This window comes from Acinetobacter sp. CY73, from assembly GCF_059515865.1.
This window is the reverse complement of sequence record NZ_JCAKMZ010000040.1, coordinates 1-21,884: the sequence shown is the minus strand read 5'-3', so window position 1 is coordinate 21,884 and position 21,884 is coordinate 1. Positions and strand designations below refer to the sequence as shown.

Genomic DNA, 21,884 nt, shown 5'->3' with positions numbered 1-21,884 from the left:
TTTTTATAGGTTTGACTCTGTTTCGCTATCCGTCGACCAAATGGATCATAACAGTACTGAGTTTGTATAATCTCTTGCCCACCACGCCCATCAGGCTTCGTCGAGGTTGAGGCTTTGAGCTGATTTTGCTCATCCCACTCCAAATCTATTTGTCGTGTCGTAAATTGATTGAGTAAGTGATTGCCACTCAGTTGTTGGTGGATATGCCCAAACGCATTCTTATCTTTGATGTGAATACGCTTTTGTGTCACACGACCTAAGTCATCATACTCATAATCTACAGTTTGATGTGCTTGCTCAAGATGCTTCACACGGTTATCTAGAATTTTAGATTGATTATTTTCTGCTGTAGATGCTATCGGTAAAATATTACTGGCAGGGTCAAATGCAAATTGCTCTCGAATTTGAATGAAATTCTCACTTTGACCTTGAGTGGAAAGTTCACTTCCCGTTAAACGTGACAACACATCATACTGATAGCTCTGTTTGCGTTGCCATGAGTTTGTATGTCCACCAATAAAGGCACTGCTTTGATGGGTATGAGATTGTGAATATAAGTATCTTTTGTCTAAAATTTCTTTAAGCTGACCTGCCTGATCATAGTCATATAAGCGCTCTAAAAGCTTTTGAGTTGGATCCTGTTCCCATGCCACACGTTGTTCAGTTAAACGCCCCATTCTATCAAGTTTAAATTGGCTATGTAGTTGCCCTTGAGTCCGCTCAATTTCCTGATGCAAATCGTCGCGTTTTAGACTACTGATCTCATGGATGCCTTCGCTATCCTCTAAGGCATAATGCCAAGCATGACCAGATCCATAATACATGGTCTTGAGCTTACGCCCATCGGGCAGTGTCGTTTCAATCCGATTACCCAATTCGTCATACAAATGCGTCAACGTATGGGTACGCTGTGTATGTTCTTGAGTTGCCTCATTAAACCAATGCGCAATGAGTTGTTCTTTATTGAGTTGACCTATAGGATCGTAACTGAGCTTGACATGACTCTCTGTATTTCGCGCTTGTATCAGTTGCCCTGCTAAATCATAGTCATAGCGTGTACGTTTTTTCTCGCTCAAATCGTGATGATCAACGATATATTGTTCGAGTAACTGCCCCAGTAAATCACGTTTGAAGACGGTGCTATAACGGATTTTTTTGTTTTCAGTCAGTTGGCGATGTTTGATTAGTTGTCCTGCTGGACTATATTCATATTCAGTACGAACACCATCAAAGGTGGTTTCCGCAATCACTTGATCATTGGCATCATATTCAAGTGTCCACGTCTGTCCATTTTCATTGGTGATTCCCACAAAACGACGTAACTGATCATAATGATAGGTCACTGTTCCATTGGCAGGATCAGTACGTTGAATCGGTAAATTATCAACACTATACTCATAGGTCGTCGTTCGTCCTAAGGCATCTCGATACTCAATTAAACGTTCCAAAGCATCATATTTAAACTGTTCTATACCCCCGTCAGGATAATGAATTTCGTTTGGTTGCTCTTGATGCGCATAATATTTAAAACTGGTTTCTAGTCCTAAGGCATTCTGAACTGAGGTTAGCCGACCATAAGCATCATACTGATATTGTGTAATTTTTCCGCTACAGTCTTGATATCTTTGTAGATTTCCAAACTTGTCCCAGAGTATACGTTTATGAGCGCCTTTGGCATCGGTCACCTGATAAGCCATACCTGTGGGCGTATATTTAATTTGAGTCTGATGACCTAATGCATTAGTGACAACTAAGGGTTGCCCTGCAAAATCATAGGCTGTAGTTTCACTGTTGCCTAAAGGATCAGTCACTTGGGTGAGCCGACCCTCTGTCCAAGTTAAAGATATTTCTCGCCAAATAGGTAAATGGGTCGTGGAATCATACTGGATGAGACTACGGATTTTAGTGAGTTGTGTTCCACTATATTGATATTCTGTGATGCCACCATCTGCATCGGTTTTTTTCAATAAACGATGATATGAGTCATATTCATAGTGTTCTTCTGCCCCCAATGCATTTACAAATTTGGTTAACTTTTTCTTGCCATTAAAATAATAAATCTCGGACTTTTCAACAGATTCATTCGGGGCATAGATAACTTGAGTATAGCCATCAAAATATTTAAAAAGATATGATTCGTCGGTATTGACTTGGTTTGAAATCACCCGACCTTCGGGCTGATAATCATCATATTCGTAATAACTACTGATTCCTCCGACCTGATGATGAGCAGTCATCATATGATTTTTCCATTCAAATTTACGAGTCAATCGTAGTTTGAATTGTTCAAATGATTGCGCATCTACAGGACTGTCATCAATATAGACTTCAATTAAGTCAGCTTGACTCGAATAGTTGTAACGCGCGAGTATTTTTGTATTTAAATACTCATCTAAATCCATCAACGCATGATGAGCGTCTTGTGTCGCATCGAAAAGACGTTGTTCTATACTTAATGCTAATTGCTGAGAGGTATGATCAGCATTTAACCTGCTTTGAAGTTTCTGTAAGTGCTTAACCTCTTTTAAGCGGATTTGCTGATTAATTTCAATAAAATCTAAAGCCAATACGCGATCTAAATTGTCATATATATGACTAGGATAGTTTTTTCGTACTTCATCCTTGTATAAATACTCCAAACCTATGCGATTACCTAAAACATCATTGACCCCAGTACACAGGATAAGCTGTTCAGCCTTCGTTCTTTCACTCTCAACCTGATGGTAAAATTCATAAAAAGTATTGGCGGATTCAAGTTCACCAAACGCAATTCTAAACTTGAAATCACGGTGTTCTTTGCCACTTTCTACAGATTCACGTATTAAGGTGAAATTTTCATAAATCGAATAAAACTGATCATTAGGTTCTAAATAAGGAAATGTCGCGACCCGTCCTAACGGAAGTACGACTTCAATTTTCTGATGTGCAGGTAATACTTTGATTTGAATACTGTAAGAATGACTCCAACCTTGACCATACCAACTATTTGGATACTTTTTAGTGCCAACAGCACTATTACTCGCATAAAATCTTTGCCAAATCAGTGGAAATGCAGAATGAAGTGAGAAATCAGTATCCATATCCCCCATCAAGATTTTAGCCCCTTGTGTTGGACTTACAGGTTTACTGACTTGTGGAAATGGACAACTACTTGGAGTATCACCTTTACCAGCATTGCCTTCAATAGTAGACCCTGGTTGTTTAGCTGGCGGTGTTGGCGTTTTCTTTGCTGTATTGGCAGCATCAACAACTTCATCACTGGCTTTGGCAATTTTGCGTGCACCTTTGGCTCCCGTTGCAGCCCAACCCGCAAATGGAATCATCGCCGCAAACGAAAGTGCAGCTCCGACATAATCACCGCGAGCAAGTGATATTAATCCATTGGCTAAATCAGCGATTTCCCCTAAACCAGGAATGAGTCCGACTAAATCTAGACCAACTTGTAAAACATCAAGAGCCTTACTCATCATTTCTTTGAGAGGCGGAATTTTGATAACACGACCTAGGGTATTACCATTATCTATAGTATTACCATTCATCCAAAATTGATCTTCAGCCCTCACCACGCCCTTCTTATTGACATTAAAACTAGAGCTTTTATCTTTAGGGTAACATTGGGCACCAACTGTTTGGCTCTTAACTCCTTTCAATATTCCTAATTGATCGCCCCAAGTACGTGTCACTAAACTTTGGTCGTGTAAAACAAATTCATGACGATTCGCTTTCACATTATTTTGAACTTGATCAGAATCTTCTAGAAATGCGACAGCTGGATAAGGTACAGGTATTCCCGGTGGGGTTTTACACACGTCTGGTGCAATACATAAAATGAGCCAGTTACTTTCTTTCCTCAGTTGGTTATTCTCAGCCATGACTCATTTCCTTTAATTTTTTTTCTAATTGTTCAGGTAAATCAAATAGTGGGCCTTCTGCTTCAACACTTAAATGTGTTTCAACTCGATCAAATGGAGCAGTATCTGAGCGAATCCACGACTTATGTGTCAAGCTCACGATCATATTATCGGTATCGATCAATACAGTGTCCGTGATCATGGGAAAAGGAAGCATTTCTCCAGACTTAAAAAAAACTTTGATAAATGGGCGATGACCCAAAAAGTCGAATCTGATGTAACCTTTATTTGAATATTCGAGCGGTGTTAGATTCCACAATTCAATACGTGCATTGGGGTAAAAAAATTCAATTTGTTGGTCTTTAGGTGCGCCATTCCAATAGCCATAATCCATATCTTGTGGTGGATAAGGGTGCTGCTTTTCGACCCATTGATCGTCGTATGTTCCTGCTAAAGCAATACGCGGAATCCATGGTCGTCCGACAAAACCAAAACCTGCTGGTTGATAAGGATATTTTTGACTGATCTTATCCATTACTTTTGCATTTAGTTCAGTCGCTTTAGGATGTTTAACGATGGCAGGTTTAGGTTGACGCTGCATGTGAAATTCAATACGAGGTGCATCAATGTCCTTATAGTTTTTTATTTTATCTTCACTTTTTCTGTCTTTATTGACTTTCTCACAAGCTTCAAAATAAACATCCTCAACCCAACCCGTGCCCAGAGGATTGGAATAACACATCTCATTAAAGATCGGCTGGCCACTCTGATCTACAAATTTATAAACAACTTGATGACCACCAAAAGCATAATCCCAACGTATAGGCAACATGGTAAAAGGTTTTAAAGATGTTCGCTTCCAACCTGGCAAAAGCGTATTAGGTTTAAAAGTACTTTCTCCTAAAACACTTAAAGTTTTTTCTAAAAGGACTGTGAACTTTGTTTTAGATTGTTGCTCTTTTAATTTTTTATCATAATTAGCTAAATCATTTATCCATTGTTTTTTTTGAGATTCGGTGAGTGGCATAGTTGGATTTAACGGTTTTGGCTCCTGAGGTTTTTTAAGTTCTTTTAAAGGTTCCGGATAACTCATTTTTAAACGTACAGCAATTGCGGTCATTTCTTTAGCGTCAGGCGTGTATGCTGAACCATTTAGGATGACATCACACTTGGGCTTATAAGGCGCTAAGTCACTTTCAATCTTGACACTACTCTCCCCAATTTCTCCCCAATATTCATCGGCTAAACATAAAGGCACAGACCCGTCAGTTATAAGTTGCAATCCCCATTGGTCAACACCTTGCCGTACAATGCGGTAACTCACCTTCATGACAACAATTTTATGTTCTTGTTTATTCGGATCAGCAGATGAAAACATAAGCGCTGGAAAAGGAGTTTGATTTTGTAATGTCATTGAGATGAATGCTCTTATTATCAGTTGATGTCTACATCTTGACCATTAATCTGAACTGGTCCATTTCCTTCAATGAGAATGCTTGTCCCTGAAAGCACAATTGTTCCGTCTGAATTTAAAATGAGACTTGACGAACCCACTCTGACCTCAAAACGATCAGCAACTTCAATAACGTAATTTGCTCCTATGTTGACAACTTTGTTCAATCCCACTTGTTCAAACTGTGCCAGACCTACAGCGGTATTCATTGCACCTCCCACTGTAACAGCATGACCTGCTCCTACAGTCACAGCATAAGCGGCACCCACATTAAGTGCTTTCGCAATCGCAACTGACTCCACTTTATTCAGACCTACTGATACTGTTTGATTTTGACCGACTGATGTAGATTGATTTTGAGAAACGCTGATTTTTTGATTTTTTGAAATACTATCGGTTTCATTGCCCACCACTGTTTTTGTACGGTTTTGTTGAATGGTGATCGATTCATTTCCTGTCACGGTTTCAGTTCGATTCGCACCAATACTAATGGTTTCATTTTGACCAACAGTTTCAGTTCGATCTTTTTGAACAGTAATCGTTTCATTATTACCAACTGTTTCTGTACGGTCTGCACCGATACTGACGGTCTCATTACTTCCTACAGATTTAGTTCGATCTACACCAATGGTATGAGATTCATTATTTTTGACATTAATGTTCTGGTCTTTTTCAGCCTGAATCCAGACTTCTTCCGAGCCTTTCTTGTCTTCAAAGCGAATCGCATTGGCATTTTCAGGAGTTGCACCAACGGTTGATCTAGATAAAATTCCCGATTGTGTCGCATTGGTTGGCAAATCCCAAGGTGGTAAATTATCTTCGTTATACACACTTCCAGTAATTACAGGTCGGTCAGGATTCCCATCTAAGAACTGAACAATAACCTCTTGCCCAATTCGAGGAATCGACACCATCCCAAAGTTACTGCCTGCCCAAGCCGTCGCAACTCGGACCCATGCGGATGAATTTTCATTTTGCTGACCTAAACGATCCCAATGGAACTGGACTTTGACACGACCATATTTATCGGTATAAATTTCCTCGCCTGCTGGACCCACCACTTTCGCCGTTTGCATCCCATAAATTCGAGTTTCCTGACTGTTGGCGTTCAGCAAAGGCAACCATGGTATATCTCGACTAATACATTCTAATTCTGCATGATATTGAGCCGTATCCTTATCTGTTTCAAATAAGTAGTTATTACCTGCGGTATGTTTTATACCAATAATCAAAAATTCATTATTAGCATCACCAGAAGTATTGAAACGAGCAAGCTTGAACCATCGACCAATTTCAGCATAAGCATCATTGCAACTTAGGTATTTCGTTTGATCTGCAGCCGTATTGGCATCGCTAATAAGTTTTAAATCATTATTTCCTTGATCTGTATCTTTAAAACCATATGCACCACTATAGGCATAGCTTTCCAGTTTCAATATGCCTGCAAGGACTTTGGAAGGTGTAAACTCTGATTGCAACTGGTCTGGTGCTTTAAAATCAAAACTTGATGCTGTGTACGCGTTAAAATTAAGCTGAGAGCGATTCGCGAAAGCAATAATCCCAACACCCGTATTGTGAGCTTCATTACCACGCCAAATCAGTTCATTATTTTGAGCTTGAATGGGCGAACAAGTCTGAGTTTGATCAATAATATGCAGGGTATGTCCATTAGCACGATGTTCATACCAATAGATCCATCCCGCCCGCTCCCATTGGCGCTGTAAGTAGTTGTAATCTGTTTCGTTAAACTGAACCGAGAAAGTTGTTTCTGGATCAGGGTTTCTAAGATCCCACAGTACATCACTGTAAATACAGTTTTTAAATAATTGGGTACTGCGGTCTTTTAGTGGAAGTTCTTGGAAGACCTGACAGTCTTGACGGTACTGAAGAAAAGCCAACCATGGTTTTAAAATCATTTCATAGCGGCTAAATCCGCCATCGTTTTTAAGGAAACGAAAACTGAAGATATAACCATTGAAGAAGCGTGATGTTCCATCATGACGCATGCATTCAATACATGCCATTTTACCAATCAAATCGTCTAAAGGAATTTCAGAGTTCTCAGACAAAACTTCAATATTAAACTCAAAGTCTTGATTAAACTTTTCTTTAGCATTTAAAAAGTTAGCGACCATTTGTGGTGCTTGAGCGACATCGTTATTTGGAAACGTGAGTTTCAGCATACGGTTTTGTTGCTGAACTGAAGAAATCAATTGCTCTAATTTTTTAGTATATTGCATCACGATTCCACTATATTATTAATTTATATTAGATATTTTATTTTCTAAAGTGATTATAATAAAAAAATATTGTGATTTCAATCACATATTATTTAATTGCGATTAATAATTTCTTCTTTTATCAAATCCTGATTAAACATCTCATAATCGAAGTTATTTAAGTGATGATTTGTTATCACTTTTTAAGCATAATATATCATAATTTGTGATTTAGAATTTATTATGGCGCGCCCGAAGTTTACCTTAGATAGCATTTTTCCTGCGTGGAAATGGTTAAAGCGCTATAAGAATCCTATTTTCAAAGATGATTTAATGGCCGCTTTCATTGTGGTGGCGATGCTTGTCCCTCAAGGCATGGCGTATGCCATGATTGCTGGTTTACCCCCGATTATGGGTTTATATGCCAGCGTCATTCCGATGATTATTTATGCCATGGTGGGTAGCAGTTTAACCTTGTCGATTGGCCCTGTTGCATTAATTTCCATGATGACCTTTGCGACACTTGAACCATTATATGAAGTTGGCTCCCCTGTTTACATTCAAGCCGCTTGTTTACTTGCAATCATGGTCGGTGTCATCTCTTTTTTGTTGGGTGTGTTTAGATTTGGGTTCTTGATTCGCCTGATCAGCCATCCTGTGATTCAAAGTTTTATTATTGCATCGGCATTATTGATTGTACTCAGCCAAGTTAAATTTTTATTGGATCTTCCGCTCCAATCCAGCAATATTATTCAATTTAGCCAAAGTCTTTGGGAATATATTGGTTTAAGTCATATTGCGACTTTAGGTTTTGGCATTAGTGCTATTTTATTTTTAATTTATATCCCCAAACTCTTAAAAAGCAAAAAAATAGAAACAGTTATTGGTGATAGTCAATTTCTGAATCGGGCTGTGCCGCTTATTTTGGTTTTGCTTTCAATCGCATTGGTTTATTTCATTCGTATCGATCAACTCGGGATTAAAACAGTGGGTGAAATCCCTGTGGGTTTTCCTCCTCTCTCTATGCCGTTTTGGACATGGGAATTGGTTAAAACATTGTTGCCTGGTGCATTTATGATTGCCATGGTGAGCTTTGTAGAATCAATTTCTATTGCTCAGGCAACGGCTTTCCAAAAACGAAGTGAGCTAAATAGTAATCAGGAGCTTGTTGCGCTGGGTTTAGCCAATCTAGGTGCAGGCATAAGTTCTGCTTTTCCAGTTTCTGGTAGTTTATCTCGAACTGTAGTGAATACAGATGCTGGCGCTAAAACACCAATGGCCGGTGTAATTTCTTCTATTCTCATCGTTATTGTAAGTCTTTACTTTACCAGCTTGTTTGCATTGCTTCCTCTTTCAATTCTTGCTGCGACGATCATCGTTTCTATTTGGAAACTCATCAGTATCAAACCTTTCGTTGATGCTTGGAAATATTCTAAGGCAGATGGTTTTGCAATGCTTGTTACTTTCCTCGGTGTACTTTGCATCGACATCACCAGTGGTCTAATGATTGGTATTGCTGTGACTTTTATATTATTGTTGTGGAGAATCAGCCGCCCCCATATTGCGGTCATTGGTTTGGTTCAAGGGACTCAACATTTCCGTAATATTTCACGCCATGATGTGGTGACCAGTGCTGAAATCGTGTCTTTACGCGTCGATGAAAACCTAAGCTTTTTGAACGCAAATACTTTAAAAGAGTTTGTGATTTTAGAAGTGAGTCAGCATGCCAATTTAAAGCACGTGGTGGTCAACTGTTCGAGTATCAGTAATATTGACTTTAGTGCATTGGATGCCTTAACTGAAATGAATAGCGAATTGCAAAAGTTGAATATCAAATTACATCTGACAGAAATCAAGGGACCTGTCATGGATCATTTAAACGATTCTGCTTTCCTAAAACAACTTTCTGGAAAAGTTTATCTCACCCACTACCAAGCAATGCATGAATTGGATGCACAGACCTTTTCTTAAGTAATTGATTAAGCTTAGGTTCAAGTTGGATATTATTTTATAATTTAAATATCAAAAAACTCATGTAATTTAAAGGGTTATTTTTTCTTAATAAATTGTTTTATTTAACATCTGAGTTTCAGTATAGAATACCGAGCTTATTTCTTTGATTTTAAGCCAGTCTAGGCATTTTAGGTTCAGTTATGTTCGCTGCTCTAGCACGTTTGAGTTTAGTTACCAAAATTATTATCGCCATTATTTTAGGCGTAGCTGTTGCTGTCTTTGTTCCTCAAGTTGCGCCGTATTTAAGCATTCTTGGTGACTTATTCATTAAGGCATTAAAGTCAGTTGCCCCTATTTTAGTGTTTGTACTTGTTTTAGCCTCGATCGCCAATTTCACTGTGGGAAATGGTGCCAATGCCAAGATTAAACCCATCATGGTGATGTACGCGATTGGGATGTTCTTGTCTGCAGTCACAGCAGTGACCGCAAGTAACATTTTTCCAAGTACACTTTTTTTAGATATTCCTGCAAATTCAGAGCTACAAGCGCCTGGAAGCTTGGCTGAAATTTTTAAAAACTTATTATTAAGTTTTGTTGCAAACCCCGTTACTGCGATTTCTGAAGCAAACTTCATTGGTATTTTGGCTTGGGCTGTAGTGCTAGGTCTTGCGTTCCGTCATGCAAGTGATACTTCAAAAGTCTTTTTGACAGACGCTGCGAATGCTGTGAATCGTGTGATTCGTTTAGTGATTAACTTTGCCCCGATTGGTATTTTTGGTTTAGTTGCTGTTACCTTTGCTGAATCTGGGATTAAAACACTCACCAGTTATGCGCATTTATTGGCGGTTTTAATCGGAACTATGTTCTTCGTTGCATTGGTCATTAATCCGATCATGGTGGCAATCGTTACACGGTCTAACCCATATCCTTTAGTTTTTAAATGTCTGCGTGAAAGTGGTATTACTGCATTTTTCACACGGAGTTCAGCTGCGAATATTCCTGTGAACTTGGATTTGGCGAAACGTTTAGGTGTTCCAGAAACCACTGCTAGTGTTGCGATCCCACTGGGTGCTGCCATCAATATGGCGGGAGCTTCAGTGACAATCACTGTACTGACTTTAGCAACGGTACATACTTTAGGGATTCCAGTTGATATCACAACCATGATCATCCTTTCTGTCGTTGCTACCGTTTCTGCATGTGGTGCTTCTGGCGTAGCTGGTGGTTCATTACTCTTGATTCCAGTGGCGTGTGGTCTTTTCAATATTTCTTCTGATATTGCTATGCAAGTGGTCGCTATTGGTATGGTGATCAGTGTTTTACAAGACTCAACTGAAACGGCACTTAACTCATCTACAGACGTATTATTTACTGTAGCTGTTGATCGCGCTCCAACAAAATAATATATTGAAATGGTCGATTTTTCCGATATAAAGTCATGCCATTTCAACACCTTCCTAAATGGGTTCAGTTTGGAGCTTTCATGCTCGCAATGAATGCGGGCATGATTAACGTTTTAGGACTCATTTCTCTTCTGCATCAATCTGTTTCTCACATGACAGGAAATGCCAGTCTGATTGCGCTCAGTCTTGCCGATCAAGATTATGCATCTGTCATTTTTCTGATCTTGGTTGTGACGAGCTATGTACTGGGGTCAAGTTATAGTGGCTTTATCCTCGGGAATAGTCATTTTGAACTGGGTCGACGCTACGGTTTGCCTTTAACTTTAGTCATGATATTTATTTTGATGTGTTGGTTCTTTATAGCGGATTATCCACGTTATGCCTTACTTTGGGCATGTGCATCGATGGGCATTCAAAATGCAATGGTCAGCCATTATCAAGGTGCCATTATCCGAACCACGCATCTTTCTGGTGTATTAACCGATTTAGGTTTGGCTCTGGGTTATTTTGTTCGTGGACTGAAAAATGACGCTAAAAAAATAATACTGCATTTATTGATCTTAATTGGCTTTATCATCGGAAGTATAATTGCAGCAATCAGTTATTCCTATTTACAATTGAATGCATTCTTATTGCCTGCAGGTTTAAGTCTTTTGATCTGTTTGGTGTATTGGATGATATATTTGCGACATTCTCGTCTTTAATTATGGTTGGTATTTAAATGGTTAAAAATGCATTGCAAGCACAGTTGCTTAAAGCAGGCTTGGTAGACAATAAAAAGGCGAAGAAACTCTCTAAACAAGCCGTACATGAACAGCGTACAGGTCAAAGTAATGAAGCTGAACTGAAAGCTAAAATTGAAAAAGACCAACAAGAGAAACTTGCTAAAGATCAAGCGCTGAGCTTAGAGAAAAAACTGGCTTTGGAAGAAAAGACGCTACGTGCATCTGTGATTCAAATGATTAGCCATCACAAAATTAAAGACACCGATGGCGATGTAACGTATCAATTTATTGATGACAGTAAAATTAAGAAAGTTTATATCAATCAGCAAATCTATAATGCCCTAGTTTCAGGTAGCTTAGTGGTTGCAAAAGATCATGATCGTTATGCTTTTTTACCTAAAGCCCTTGCTGAACGTATTAATGAAAAATTGACTGGTTTTATCTTGGTAAATAATAGTGAAAATACTGCCGAAGTCACTGATGAAGAAGATCCGTATGCGGCTTACGTCATTCCAGATGACTTAATGTGGTAAAACATTAATTTAGGCTAATTCATTGAACACTCAATGGAATAAGTTTAAGACTACTTGTCGTTCTTATTTTTAAAGCCAGACCCTATTGAAAAGACAAGCCTTGCTTGTCTTTCTTTAATTGGAGTCATACTTTAATTTTTTGATAATCTAAGAAGAACACGATTTCACATTTTAACTTCAATACTAATTACATCCTTTTTAAAGTAAACTCCATCTAAAACAAGTTTGTAAGAGTTTCAGTAATGCTTAAGTGGTTTGAAAAACGCGTAGATCCCTATCCAACGGAAGGTTTAAATGAACCTTTACCTACGACGTTCTTCTCCTTTGTTTGGCAAGCTGCGACTGGTGTAAAAAAATATCTCATCTGCCTGATTTTATTTACGGCTGCAACGGCAAGTTTTGAGGCTTTATTTTTCTCTCAAATTGGTCATTTAGTAGATTGGTTAACCCAATCGAAACCTGAATCATTCCTTAGAAATCATCAACAAAATATTATTATTTTAAGTACAATTTTATTTGCCAATATCTTCTTTTCAAGCTTACAGTCGATCATTCGACATCAGATTTTGTACAGTAGTTTCCCCATGCGTTTGCGTTGGAGATTTCACAATCTATTGTTACGTCAAGGTCTAGAGTTTTTCCACAACGACTTTGCAGGTCGTCTTTCGGCAAAAGTCATGCAGACGTCTTTGGCGGTTCGTGAGTTCTGGGTGATCTTAGGCGACATGGTCACTTATGTGGTGATTTACTTTATTACCATCAGTGTTGTACTTGGACAAGTTTCCCCTATTTTACTGATCCCCCTGTTCATTTGGCTCATTTTATTTGTTGGCGCTGCATTGTATTTTATTCCAAAGCTAGGACACGTTTCGAAGAAACAAGCCGATGCCCGTGCAGTGATGACGGGTCGTGTCACAGATGCTTATACCAATATTCAAACGGTGAAGCTTTTTGCGCATGCAGGTCGAGAAAGTCAATATGCCAAAGAGTCTATGCAAGAGTTCATGGTGACTGTATTTCAACAAATGCGTTTAGGTACAAAATACGAAATCAGTATTAATCTATTGACTGCCGTGTTGTTTTTTGGCGTTTTAGGTACAGCTGTTTGGCTATGGTTACAGGGGCAAGCACAAATTGGCGTGATTGCCGCAACGACTGCCATGATTTTAAAACTCAACAGTATGGCTGCATTTATGATGTGGCAAACTTCAGCCTTATTTGAAAATATTGGTACCATTCAAGATGGGATGAAAACCCTAGGCAAACCAATTCATATCCAAGACTCACCCAATGCCCTGCCTTTAAATATTGAAAAAGGTGGCATTACCTTTGATCAGGTGACCTTTGCCTATAATGATAAAAATGTGATTGATCAGCTTAATCTTGAAATTAAACCGGGTGAAAAAATTGGCATCGTTGGACGTTCTGGTGCAGGAAAATCAACGTTAATTCAACTACTTTTAAACTTCTACAGATTAAACCAAGGTCGCATTTGCATCGATGGTCAAAATATTCAAGATGTCTCTCAAGATAGCTTAAGAAAAAATATTGCACTGGTCACGCAAGATACCTCCTTATTACACCGAACCGTGGCTGAAAACATTAAATATGGTCGTCCTGATGCAACCGATGAGGAAATGTTTGAGGCTGTACGAAAAGCCAAAGCTGAAGAATTCATTCCTCAACTCACCGACCTACGGGGTCAAACTGGATATGATGCATACGTTGGAGAGCGTGGTGTTAAATTATCAGGCGGACAACGTCAAAGGATCGCGATTGCACGTGTGTTCTTAAAAGATGCCCCTATTTTGGTATTAGATGAAGCAACGAGTGCGCTTGATTCTGAAGTGGAAGCAGCCATTCAATCGAGTCTAGATGATTTAATGGAAGGTAAAACAGTCATTGCAATTGCGCATCGTTTATCTACAATTGCTCAAATGGATCGATTAATTGTTTTAGATCAAGGGACTATCGTGGAGCAAGGGACTCATGAACAGCTCATTGCTCAAAATGGAATTTACGCTCAGTTATGGCAACGTCAAACGGGTGGCTTTTTAGTAGAACAAACCGTCCTAGCACAGGAAGAAGATTAAATGTTGTATCTGGAAGATATAAAAATTGGTGATCGCTTTAAAAGTCGTGAATATGAAATGACTTTAGATGAAATTAAGCAATTCGCCAGTCAGTATGACCCTCAAGTTTTTCATTTAGATGAAGAAAAAGCGGATGAACATCCTATTTTTAAAGGGCTTGCAGCCAGTGGATGGCATACTTCGGCAGTCACTATGCGTTTATGGACCGAATGCTTTCCAGTTGCTTATGGTCTAATCGGCTCTGAATCCAGCTTAAGATGGCCACGCCCTGCACGTGCAGGTGATCGTTTACATGTAGAAGTTGAAATTGTATCCATTACACCCTCTAAGACCAAAGCAGATCGTGCTATTGTATCTTATGTAAATCAGACCCGTAATCAAGATGGTGATGTTTTATTGATTTCTACCACTAAAATTATTGTCTTTAGTCGCGAGGCGATGTCAGGACAAAGCTAATCTTTGTCCAACAATTTTATCGATTATTCGTCTGAATTTATGACAATATAAAATTGTAGAAATAAATATTAAAATAATTGTGACAAGCTATGGATCGCAAATGAAAACAGTCTCAGTTCGCCAAGATTTAGGCATTCCAGGTGTATACGGGTTATTATTACTCGATGTGGTTTCTCGCTGGGGATACAGTGCAGAATCACTTTTTGCACCATTCAATTATACGCCTGAACAGCTTGCTGATCCTGAATTTCGTATTCCCTTACCCATTGCAAATGAGATGATCATTCTTGCACGTAAAATGACGGGCGAAAGTTCACTCGGTTATCATCTGGGTAATCAGATGCGAATTTCGATCCATGGCTTTATTGGTTATGCGATCATGACCTCCAATGAAATTATGGATGCGTTAATCCTTGCTAATCGTTTTATTCAGTTACGCATGCCCTTTTTGCAATTTCATTTTTCAACATTTACAGAGCAAGTATCGTTACAGCTTCAATGTGATATTGATCTTGAACCGTTGAGAACTGAGATTGTGATGTCATTGACCTTTGGCGTCATTACGATGGCGAAAGCTTTAACTGGCATTGATGACTTGCATGGTGAGATCAATTTCGATTTTCCAAAACCTGAAGGCTTCGATCGCTATATTTCCCGTATGGCCCCTCAGCAAATTGTGCATTTTGATCAAACCCACTTTGTGGCAAGCTTCGATAAGAAATACTTAGGTTTAAAAATGGTCAATGCTGATCCAATTTCCAGCCAGATTGCAATTAATCAGTGTGAAGCTGAACTTTCAGAACTCGGAGAGCGACGCCGTGTTTCAATGCGTGTCCGTGATATTCTTACCCATTCAGAGCAGCATTACCTCAGCATTGAAAATGTTGCTGATCGTTTACATATGTCTGATCGCACATTAAAAAGACAACTTGCCGCTGAAGGTACGTCTTTTTCGACCATTGTGGATGAAGTGCGTTATCGACATGCTACATCGTTACTATCGCGTACAGATTACACCCTAGAACAGATTGCAGATGAATTGGGTTATTCAGATGTTGCCAACTTTAGTCGCGCTTTTAAGCGTTGGAGTGGTCGAAGCCCAAGCAGTTGGCGTAAAGATCCCTATCTATAGAATTTTTTGAACTTTCGCTTTCGTTCAAAACCATGTATAACACTGAAAAATTTTTATTTTGTTGTTCTGTTAGAACCAAGGAATCATTATGAATCATCCATCTGAGTTGAAATATGCAAGTACACATGAATGGGTTAGAATCGAAGGTGAGCTTGTAGTGACTGGTATTTCTGATCATGCGCAAGATGCTTTGGGCGACCTAGTTTATGTCGAAGCTCCAGAAGTTGGTACAGAAGTGACTGCAGGTCAACAAACAGGTGTTGTAGAATCTGTAAAAACAGCTTCTGATATTCATGCCCCGATTTCAGGTGTTGTTGTTGAAATTAATGAACTTCTTGAAGAAGATCCAGATTTTGTCAATGATGATCCGTATGGTAAAGGTTGGATTTATAAAATCAAACCAAATGATATGGCAGATGTAGAAGAACTATTGTCAAGTGAGCAATACGAAGCTGGTCTGTGAATGTAACGAGAAAATCTGAATGACCATAAAAAATCAGCCTTTAGGCTGATTTTTTGATTTAAGAATGTATAGCCTACCTTTATTCCTGTCCTACGCCATCATCAAACATTTTAAATGAACTAACTGCACGATCAGCGCCTTCAACTTTACGTTTACTGTTCAATTTGATTTTTAAACGAATTTCATTCATAGAATCCGCATTTCGAATGGCTTCATCATAACTAATTGAACCTTCATCATATAAATCAAATAATGCCTGATCGAAAGTTTGCATACCTAACTCTCGAGATTTCGTCATAATCTCTTTGAGTTCATGGAAATTACCTTTCAGAATCACATCGGAAACCAAAGGTGTATTTAACATGATTTCTACAGCTGCACGACGGCCTTTACCATCTTCAGTTCGAATCAGACGCTGAGAAATAATCGCTTTCATGTTAGAGGATAAATCCATCAATAATTGATTACGACGCTCTTCTGGGAAAAAGTTGATAATACGATCTAGGGTTTGGTTCGCATTGTTTGCATGTAGTGTCCCCAGACACAAATGTCCAGTTTCAGCAAAGGCTATTGCATGTTCCATCGTTTCCGTATCGCGAATCTCACCGATCAAGATTACATCAGGTGCTTGACGTAAAGTATTTTTCAGTGCGTTATGCCATGAGTGGCAGTCTACGCCCACTTCACGATGGGTAATCATCGATTTTTTGTGCTTATGCACATATTCAACTGGATCTTCAACTGTAATGATATGCCCTGCTGAGTTTTCATTACGATGGTCAATCATCGCAGCAAGTGAGGTTGATTTACCAGATCCCGTTCCACCGACCACTAAAATTAAACCACGTTTTTCCATAATTACATCTTTCAAAGATGGTGGAAGTTTTAATTTAGTGAAGTTCGGAATTTCTGATGTGATGGTACGAATGACCATCCCCACATTCATTTGTTGCTGAAAAACATTAACACGAAAACGTGATACATCTGGAATGCTAATGGCAAAGTTGCATTCTAATTCTTGTTCAAACTCTGCACGCTGTTTGTCATTCATCAAGCTGTGTGCAAATAGTTTTGTTTTATCTGCAGTCAGCTCTTGTGAGCTGAGTGGCTTCATCAAGCCCTGATGTTTCATACTCGGAGGAAAATCTGCTGATATGAATAAATCTGAACCACCATTGTCAAAAACATTTTTGAGCAAGCGGAACATGAAACTACGCGCTTCATTGATTAACTCAGACGAATACATTGATCACCCCATCGAAATTTAGTAACTGACTTTTAATCGTGCAAAATACATTCAAAAATAACTTAATTTTTTAATGATCAAGCACTTATTTATGTTTGTAATATTGCACATTTTTATTCAAAGGCTCAAATATTAAAACCAGAACGCCTTGTTCAATTCTATTCAAAATGCCTATTGGATCAAATTATTTAAGAATCAAATTTGAACAATTAGATCACTACACTTAAATCGGCTTATAACCACATTGATTTCAGCATTTTTAAAAAAAAGCCCCTAAAATTGGGGCTTCTATATACATAGAATATTATACACATGAATATTAAGCACTATGTTTCAAAGCTATTAATCGTAATTGATCAGCCACGTCTAAATAAAGCTTTTCTGTTTTCTCCCAACCTAAACAGCCGTCAGTCACAGATTGTCCATAAGTCATATGATCACTTATTTTTTGATTGCCATCGACTAAGAAACTTTCAAGCATGACGCCACAGACGCTCGTTTCATTTCTTTCAGCAATAATTTGCTTCAGAACATCAGGTTGATTTAATGGGTTTTTAGCACTATTCCCATGACTGCAATCGATTACCAAAGGTGGCAAATACCCCTTATTGTTTTCACGGATTTTTTCAATTTCACTGAATTGATAATTGGTACCTGTATTCGATCCACGCAAAATTAAATGTGCATTGGGATTACCTTTAGATTCAAGTATTGCAGGTAAACCAGATTGACTCATACCCAAGAAATGATGTGCATGACTGGATGATTGAATCGCATCTAAAGCAATTTGAATCGAGCCATCGGTACCATTTTTGAATCCAATGCTATATGGCATTTGGCTTGAGATTTCACGATGTATTTGAGATTCACTGGTACGCGCACCTACAGCGCCCCAACTCAATAAATCATCGAAATATGCGGTGGCCATTGGGCTTAATATCTCAGATGAAATAGGTAGACCTAACCCAATAATATCTAAATACAGTTGACGTGAACGCTCTAAACCGAGCTGCATATCAGCAGATCCATTTAGCTTAGGATCATAAAGAAACCCCTTCCAACCTACAGTGGTTCTCGGCTTTTCAATGTAAGCACGCATAACAAATAGAATTTTATCTGCGACACTTTTTTGTAACTCTATTAATTTTTCAGCATATTCAAGCACAGCTTTTGGATCATGAATTGAACACGGACCTGTGATGATCATTAAGCGATCATCTGTACCATTTAAAATATTTTCAATCGCTTGGCGATGTTGATCAATTTGTTCTTGTAATTTAATACTTAAAGGAAATTGTGCCTTCAAATGCATAGGCAATATCAATTGTTTTTCTTGGTCTTGAGATTTATTTGAGTTTAATGTTTCTAAACAAGTATTTAAAGCATTCATAACTGTTCCTTTGGACTGCTGTTTACAGTCCGATCTTTTATTTGAGCTTATGTGTTCTATGGGACGTTTTGTGTTGATTCAATAAAGAGCTAAAGTAGTACCAATAAGAATCGCTAAAATAAAAAGTATTAAAATTGTTCATGTTAAACTCCAGACGTCTAAAAAATATGCATAAAAAAACCTGAGCGGGGTTGCCGATCAGGTATAAACTTTGATGGGCAACCTTAAAGTTGCCCGAACGCATCTAGGCAACTAGTTGTTAAATTGCCAAAAATAATAATAAGCGTTATTTGTCAAAAGTTGATTATGCATGTCTTTAGAACATAGTAAAAATTAATCTTGAAACCACAATACGCATAATAGAATAACTTTACAAGCGTTTTTCATGAAAAAATAATTTTAATTCTATAACTTTATTTTTCTTATTAATCATTATAAGCATTTGAAACCAAATAAAAAAAGGCAACCTGATGAGGGTTGCCAAAAACTAAAATCAAAAAATTTATTCTATCACTTTAGTCATTAGCATCATTTTTGCTTCACTTGCACAGATTGCACGACTAAATAAAAATCCTTGACCAAATTCACAGCCGACTAGTTGAAGACTGTCCAGTTGTTCAATGGTTTCAATTCCCTCAGCAATAACATCAAGACTTAGAATTGGACCTAGCTTCGCAATGCCCTCGACAATAGAGCTAATTGATTTTTCTTCATTCATGCGATTTACAAATGCATAATCAATTTTCAGGCAATCTACAGGATAATCGCGTAAATGTGTCATTGAAGAATGACCTGTGCCAAAATCATCTAAGGAAATACGAATACCGTATTCCTTTAATTTTTTCAATGCTCTAATCACAAACTCAGAACCACGTTCCGAAAGAATGTGTTCAGTAATTTCGATTTCAATCAGATGTGGTGGAATTTGATATTGTTCTAAACGTTTGATTAATAGCTCAGCATAGTTATCGCGCATAAACTCAACAGGTGAAGCATTAATTGAAATCGGCACTACGCGTAGGCCTAGATTGATCCAATTCGACATATCCTTAAAAATACGGTCATGCATAATCAAACTGATTTTGGTCGCTAATTCATAATCATTAAAAGCTTCTACAATCGTTGCGGGGAAATTGACCACTCCATCACAGTCTTTCCATCGAAGTAAGGCTTCAAAACCAATAATTTCACGGTTATCCAAACGCACTTTCGGTTGATAGAACGGTTCAATCAATTGCTCACGAATAATGTAACGGGCAGTTTCTAATTGCTGAGTCTTCTGTTTCGCAACTTCCATCATTTCAGTGTTATAAAGTCTAAAACCACCTCGACCACGTTCTTTTAAGTCATTTAAAGCGGTGTCCGCGCATTTCATTAACTCAATGCCATCTGTTGCATCTTGTGGGAAAATAGCACCGCCAATACTCATTCCACCATTGATTAACTTACCAGAGAACGTAACAGGAGACTCATTTTTCTTCAGTAACTGCTTAGAGACTTGTTCAAGATGCTCGACATCTCTGAGATTCGTTACAATAACAGCAAATTCATCTCCGCCTAAACGAGCGACATAAGCATTTTCATTTAAACATTTTGCAAAACGCTTAGATAAAACTCGCAGTAAATGGTCGCCGGCAGAATGCCCCAACGTGTCATTAATATTTTTAAAATGATCCAAGTCAATGAACATCATGCCGACTTTTGTTTTGGTTCTTTTTGCATGAGTGATTGATTGTTTTAACTTGGCTTTAAAACTTCTACGGTTCATGAGTCCAGTTAACTCATCATACTCACTAGAAATTTTTAATTTATGTTCAGCCACTCGTTGTAAAGTAATATCACGCGAAACACATAAAATACTGGTCGTATCGCCATTTTCATTGATCACTGGCGTTAAAATATTATCCCAATACATCGTGACATTGCCAGAGATACTTTTTCCTGCAAAACGAGAATTTTTACCTTTGGCAGCAACCTTTATGGCTTGACTCCCCTGATCTCTTACTTCAGGTGGTAGCAAACTTAACCATTCCATGCCAAATTTACGTACACGCTCTTTGCCTAACAGTGCTCTACAACCTGACTTATTCATGTGTGACACTTGACCGGTCGGTGTAATAATCTTAATACAGTCCACACTCACATCAAGCATATCTGTATTGGCACGTAATATATCTGCAGTTTCTCTTAATTGAACTGCACGTTCATGAATATTAGTGAATGTGATAGTCCAATCAAATAATTGATCAAAGTTTAAGTTGCTTTTTGCACTAACTAAAAACCAAAAATAGTCTCCATGATTATTTTTTATACGACATTCTTTTTCGAAAGATTGACCTGATTTTTGAGCGTGCATCCAAATATTATAAAAGTGTTCTGCATCTTCAGAATGAAGATATTTAATCCAGTCTCTATGATGTAAATCTTGGCTGTCTGCGCCAATGTAATTTTTAAGAATTGAATTTGCATAGCCAATTCCAGATTTAGTCAGCCAAACCATCTGTGGAATTTGCTCGAGTGCGCGCTTAAAGTCATCGCTTAATTGAGCTTTATTAGGTGTTTGCTTTTTTTTGGATCCTTCAACCTGATTTAATGTTGAATCATTATACAAATCAAGAATACTCATAAAACAACCTGTTAAAAATTTTGACGGCTACACTCAATATAACTATGCGAAATAAATTTGTATATATTTAAACCAGTGATTTCAATTATTCAGGTTAGAATATATTCAGACTTATATCATTTTAATTAAATATTGTGACGGCTAGCACACTTAATGCAATTTAATGTTTATTATAACACTTATTTATATAAATTAAATGCATCCCCATTTGTATGATAATACACCAATATTTCAAAAAGCGTAATAATTAGGCTAAGTATTTTCCATATAAGTCGCTAATAATATTGAAATTGTAATTTTTAAATCTACTTTACATATTATTCAATTTTATTAAACATACC

14 protein-coding genes are annotated in these 21,884 nt (G+C 38.0%); 8 read left to right on the top strand and 6 right to left on the bottom strand.

Annotated features, from left to right (window positions below):
• The 3 genes from AC5YD2_RS14795 to AC5YD2_RS14785 form a co-directional block, all read right to left on the bottom strand.
• A partial coding sequence (locus AC5YD2_RS14795; RefSeq protein WP_496127060.1) for a PAAR-like domain-containing protein occupies window positions 1–3,872 on the bottom strand: 3,872 nt, incomplete at its 3' end.
• Entirely contained in the window at window positions 3,865–5,265 is a 1,401-nt protein-coding gene (locus tag AC5YD2_RS14790; RefSeq protein ID WP_496127059.1) for a DUF2169 family type VI secretion system accessory protein, read from the bottom strand. The genes AC5YD2_RS14795 and AC5YD2_RS14790, both read right to left, overlap by 8 nt.
• 20 nt (window positions 5,266–5,285) lie before the next feature.
• On the bottom strand, window positions 5,286–7,544 hold the full coding sequence (locus AC5YD2_RS14785) for a type VI secretion system Vgr family protein (protein ID WP_496127058.1): 2,259 nt from the start codon (window positions 7,542–7,544) through the stop codon (window positions 5,286–5,288).
• A gap of 222 nt (window positions 7,545–7,766) precedes the next feature.
• On the opposite strand from AC5YD2_RS14785, the gene AC5YD2_RS14780 reads away from it, so the two are divergent.
• From AC5YD2_RS14780 to gcvH, 8 genes are all read left to right on the top strand, one after another.
• Window positions 7,767–9,494 (top strand): SulP family inorganic anion transporter, encoded by a 1,728-nt coding sequence (locus tag AC5YD2_RS14780; protein WP_496127057.1) that lies wholly within the window; start codon window positions 7,767–7,769, stop codon window positions 9,492–9,494.
• Window positions 9,495–9,676: 182 nt separating this feature from the next.
• Window positions 9,677–10,879: a serine/threonine transporter SstT gene (sstT, locus tag AC5YD2_RS14775; RefSeq protein ID WP_496127056.1), complete on the top strand. Its 1,203-nt coding sequence runs from the start codon at window positions 9,677–9,679 to the stop codon at window positions 10,877–10,879.
• A gap of 35 nt (window positions 10,880–10,914) precedes the next feature.
• The gene (locus AC5YD2_RS14770; protein ID WP_496127055.1) at window positions 10,915–11,583 is read left to right on the top strand and encodes a YoaK family protein; all 669 of its coding nucleotides are present in this window, start codon (window positions 10,915–10,917) and stop codon (window positions 11,581–11,583) included.
• A gap of 17 nt (window positions 11,584–11,600) precedes the next feature.
• Complete coding sequence (locus tag AC5YD2_RS14765; protein ID WP_496127054.1) at window positions 11,601–12,137, top strand: DUF2058 domain-containing protein; 537 nt, start codon at window positions 11,601–11,603, stop codon at window positions 12,135–12,137.
• A gap of 242 nt (window positions 12,138–12,379) precedes the next feature.
• A complete protein-coding gene (locus AC5YD2_RS14760) occupies window positions 12,380–14,230 on the top strand; it encodes an ABC transporter ATP-binding protein (RefSeq protein ID WP_496127053.1) in 1,851 nt (616 codons plus the stop codon).
• Window positions 14,231–14,686, top strand: coding sequence for a MaoC family dehydratase (locus AC5YD2_RS14755; RefSeq protein ID WP_496127052.1), 456 nt, complete (start codon window positions 14,231–14,233; stop codon window positions 14,684–14,686).
• Between the two features lie 100 nt (window positions 14,687–14,786).
• Window positions 14,787–15,818, top strand: coding sequence for a helix-turn-helix transcriptional regulator (locus tag AC5YD2_RS14750; RefSeq protein ID WP_496127051.1), 1,032 nt, complete (start codon window positions 14,787–14,789; stop codon window positions 15,816–15,818).
• Between the two features lie 88 nt (window positions 15,819–15,906).
• The gene (gene gcvH / locus AC5YD2_RS14745; RefSeq protein WP_496127050.1) at window positions 15,907–16,281 is read left to right on the top strand and encodes a glycine cleavage system protein GcvH; all 375 of its coding nucleotides are present in this window, start codon (window positions 15,907–15,909) and stop codon (window positions 16,279–16,281) included.
• Window positions 16,282–16,360: 79 nt separating this feature from the next.
• Here gcvH and AC5YD2_RS14740 read toward each other — a convergent pair whose 3' ends face one another.
• The 3 genes from AC5YD2_RS14740 to AC5YD2_RS14730 form a co-directional block, all read right to left on the bottom strand.
• Window positions 16,361–17,527: a PilT/PilU family type 4a pilus ATPase gene (locus AC5YD2_RS14740; protein ID WP_496127049.1), complete on the bottom strand. Its 1,167-nt coding sequence runs from the start codon at window positions 17,525–17,527 to the stop codon at window positions 16,361–16,363.
• 319 nt (window positions 17,528–17,846) lie between these two features.
• Window positions 17,847–18,917 (bottom strand): 3-deoxy-7-phosphoheptulonate synthase, encoded by a 1,071-nt coding sequence (locus AC5YD2_RS14735; RefSeq protein WP_496127048.1) that lies wholly within the window; start codon window positions 18,915–18,917, stop codon window positions 17,847–17,849.
• A gap of 502 nt (window positions 18,918–19,419) precedes the next feature.
• Complete coding sequence (locus tag AC5YD2_RS14730) at window positions 19,420–21,543, bottom strand: bifunctional diguanylate cyclase/phosphodiesterase (RefSeq protein WP_496127047.1); 2,124 nt, start codon at window positions 21,541–21,543, stop codon at window positions 19,420–19,422.
• Window positions 21,544–21,884: the final 341 nt, after the last annotated feature.

Coding starts and splice junctions, on each gene's coding strand:
- AC5YD2_RS14730 (WP_496127047.1), bottom strand. CDS start 21,543: ATGAGTATTCTTGATTTGTATAATGATTCAACATTAAATCAGGTTGAA.
- sstT (WP_496127056.1), top strand. CDS start 9,677: ATGTTCGCTGCTCTAGCACGTTTGAGTTTAGTTACCAAAATTATTATC.
- AC5YD2_RS14790 (WP_496127059.1), bottom strand. CDS start 5,265: ATGACATTACAAAATCAAACTCCTTTTCCAGCGCTTATGTTTTCATCT.
- AC5YD2_RS14780 (WP_496127057.1), top strand. CDS start 7,767: ATGGCGCGCCCGAAGTTTACCTTAGATAGCATTTTTCCTGCGTGGAAA.
- AC5YD2_RS14740 (WP_496127049.1), bottom strand. CDS start 17,527: ATGTATTCGTCTGAGTTAATCAATGAAGCGCGTAGTTTCATGTTCCGC.
- AC5YD2_RS14760 (WP_496127053.1), top strand. CDS start 12,380: ATGCTTAAGTGGTTTGAAAAACGCGTAGATCCCTATCCAACGGAAGGT.
- AC5YD2_RS14735 (WP_496127048.1), bottom strand. CDS start 18,917: ATGAATGCTTTAAATACTTGTTTAGAAACATTAAACTCAAATAAATCT.
- gcvH (WP_496127050.1), top strand. CDS start 15,907: ATGAATCATCCATCTGAGTTGAAATATGCAAGTACACATGAATGGGTT.
- AC5YD2_RS14755 (WP_496127052.1), top strand. CDS start 14,231: ATGTTGTATCTGGAAGATATAAAAATTGGTGATCGCTTTAAAAGTCGT.
- AC5YD2_RS14765 (WP_496127054.1), top strand. CDS start 11,601: ATGGTTAAAAATGCATTGCAAGCACAGTTGCTTAAAGCAGGCTTGGTA.
- AC5YD2_RS14785 (WP_496127058.1), bottom strand. CDS start 7,544: ATGCAATATACTAAAAAATTAGAGCAATTGATTTCTTCAGTTCAGCAA.
- AC5YD2_RS14770 (WP_496127055.1), top strand. CDS start 10,915: ATGCCATTTCAACACCTTCCTAAATGGGTTCAGTTTGGAGCTTTCATG.
- AC5YD2_RS14750 (WP_496127051.1), top strand. CDS start 14,787: ATGAAAACAGTCTCAGTTCGCCAAGATTTAGGCATTCCAGGTGTATAC.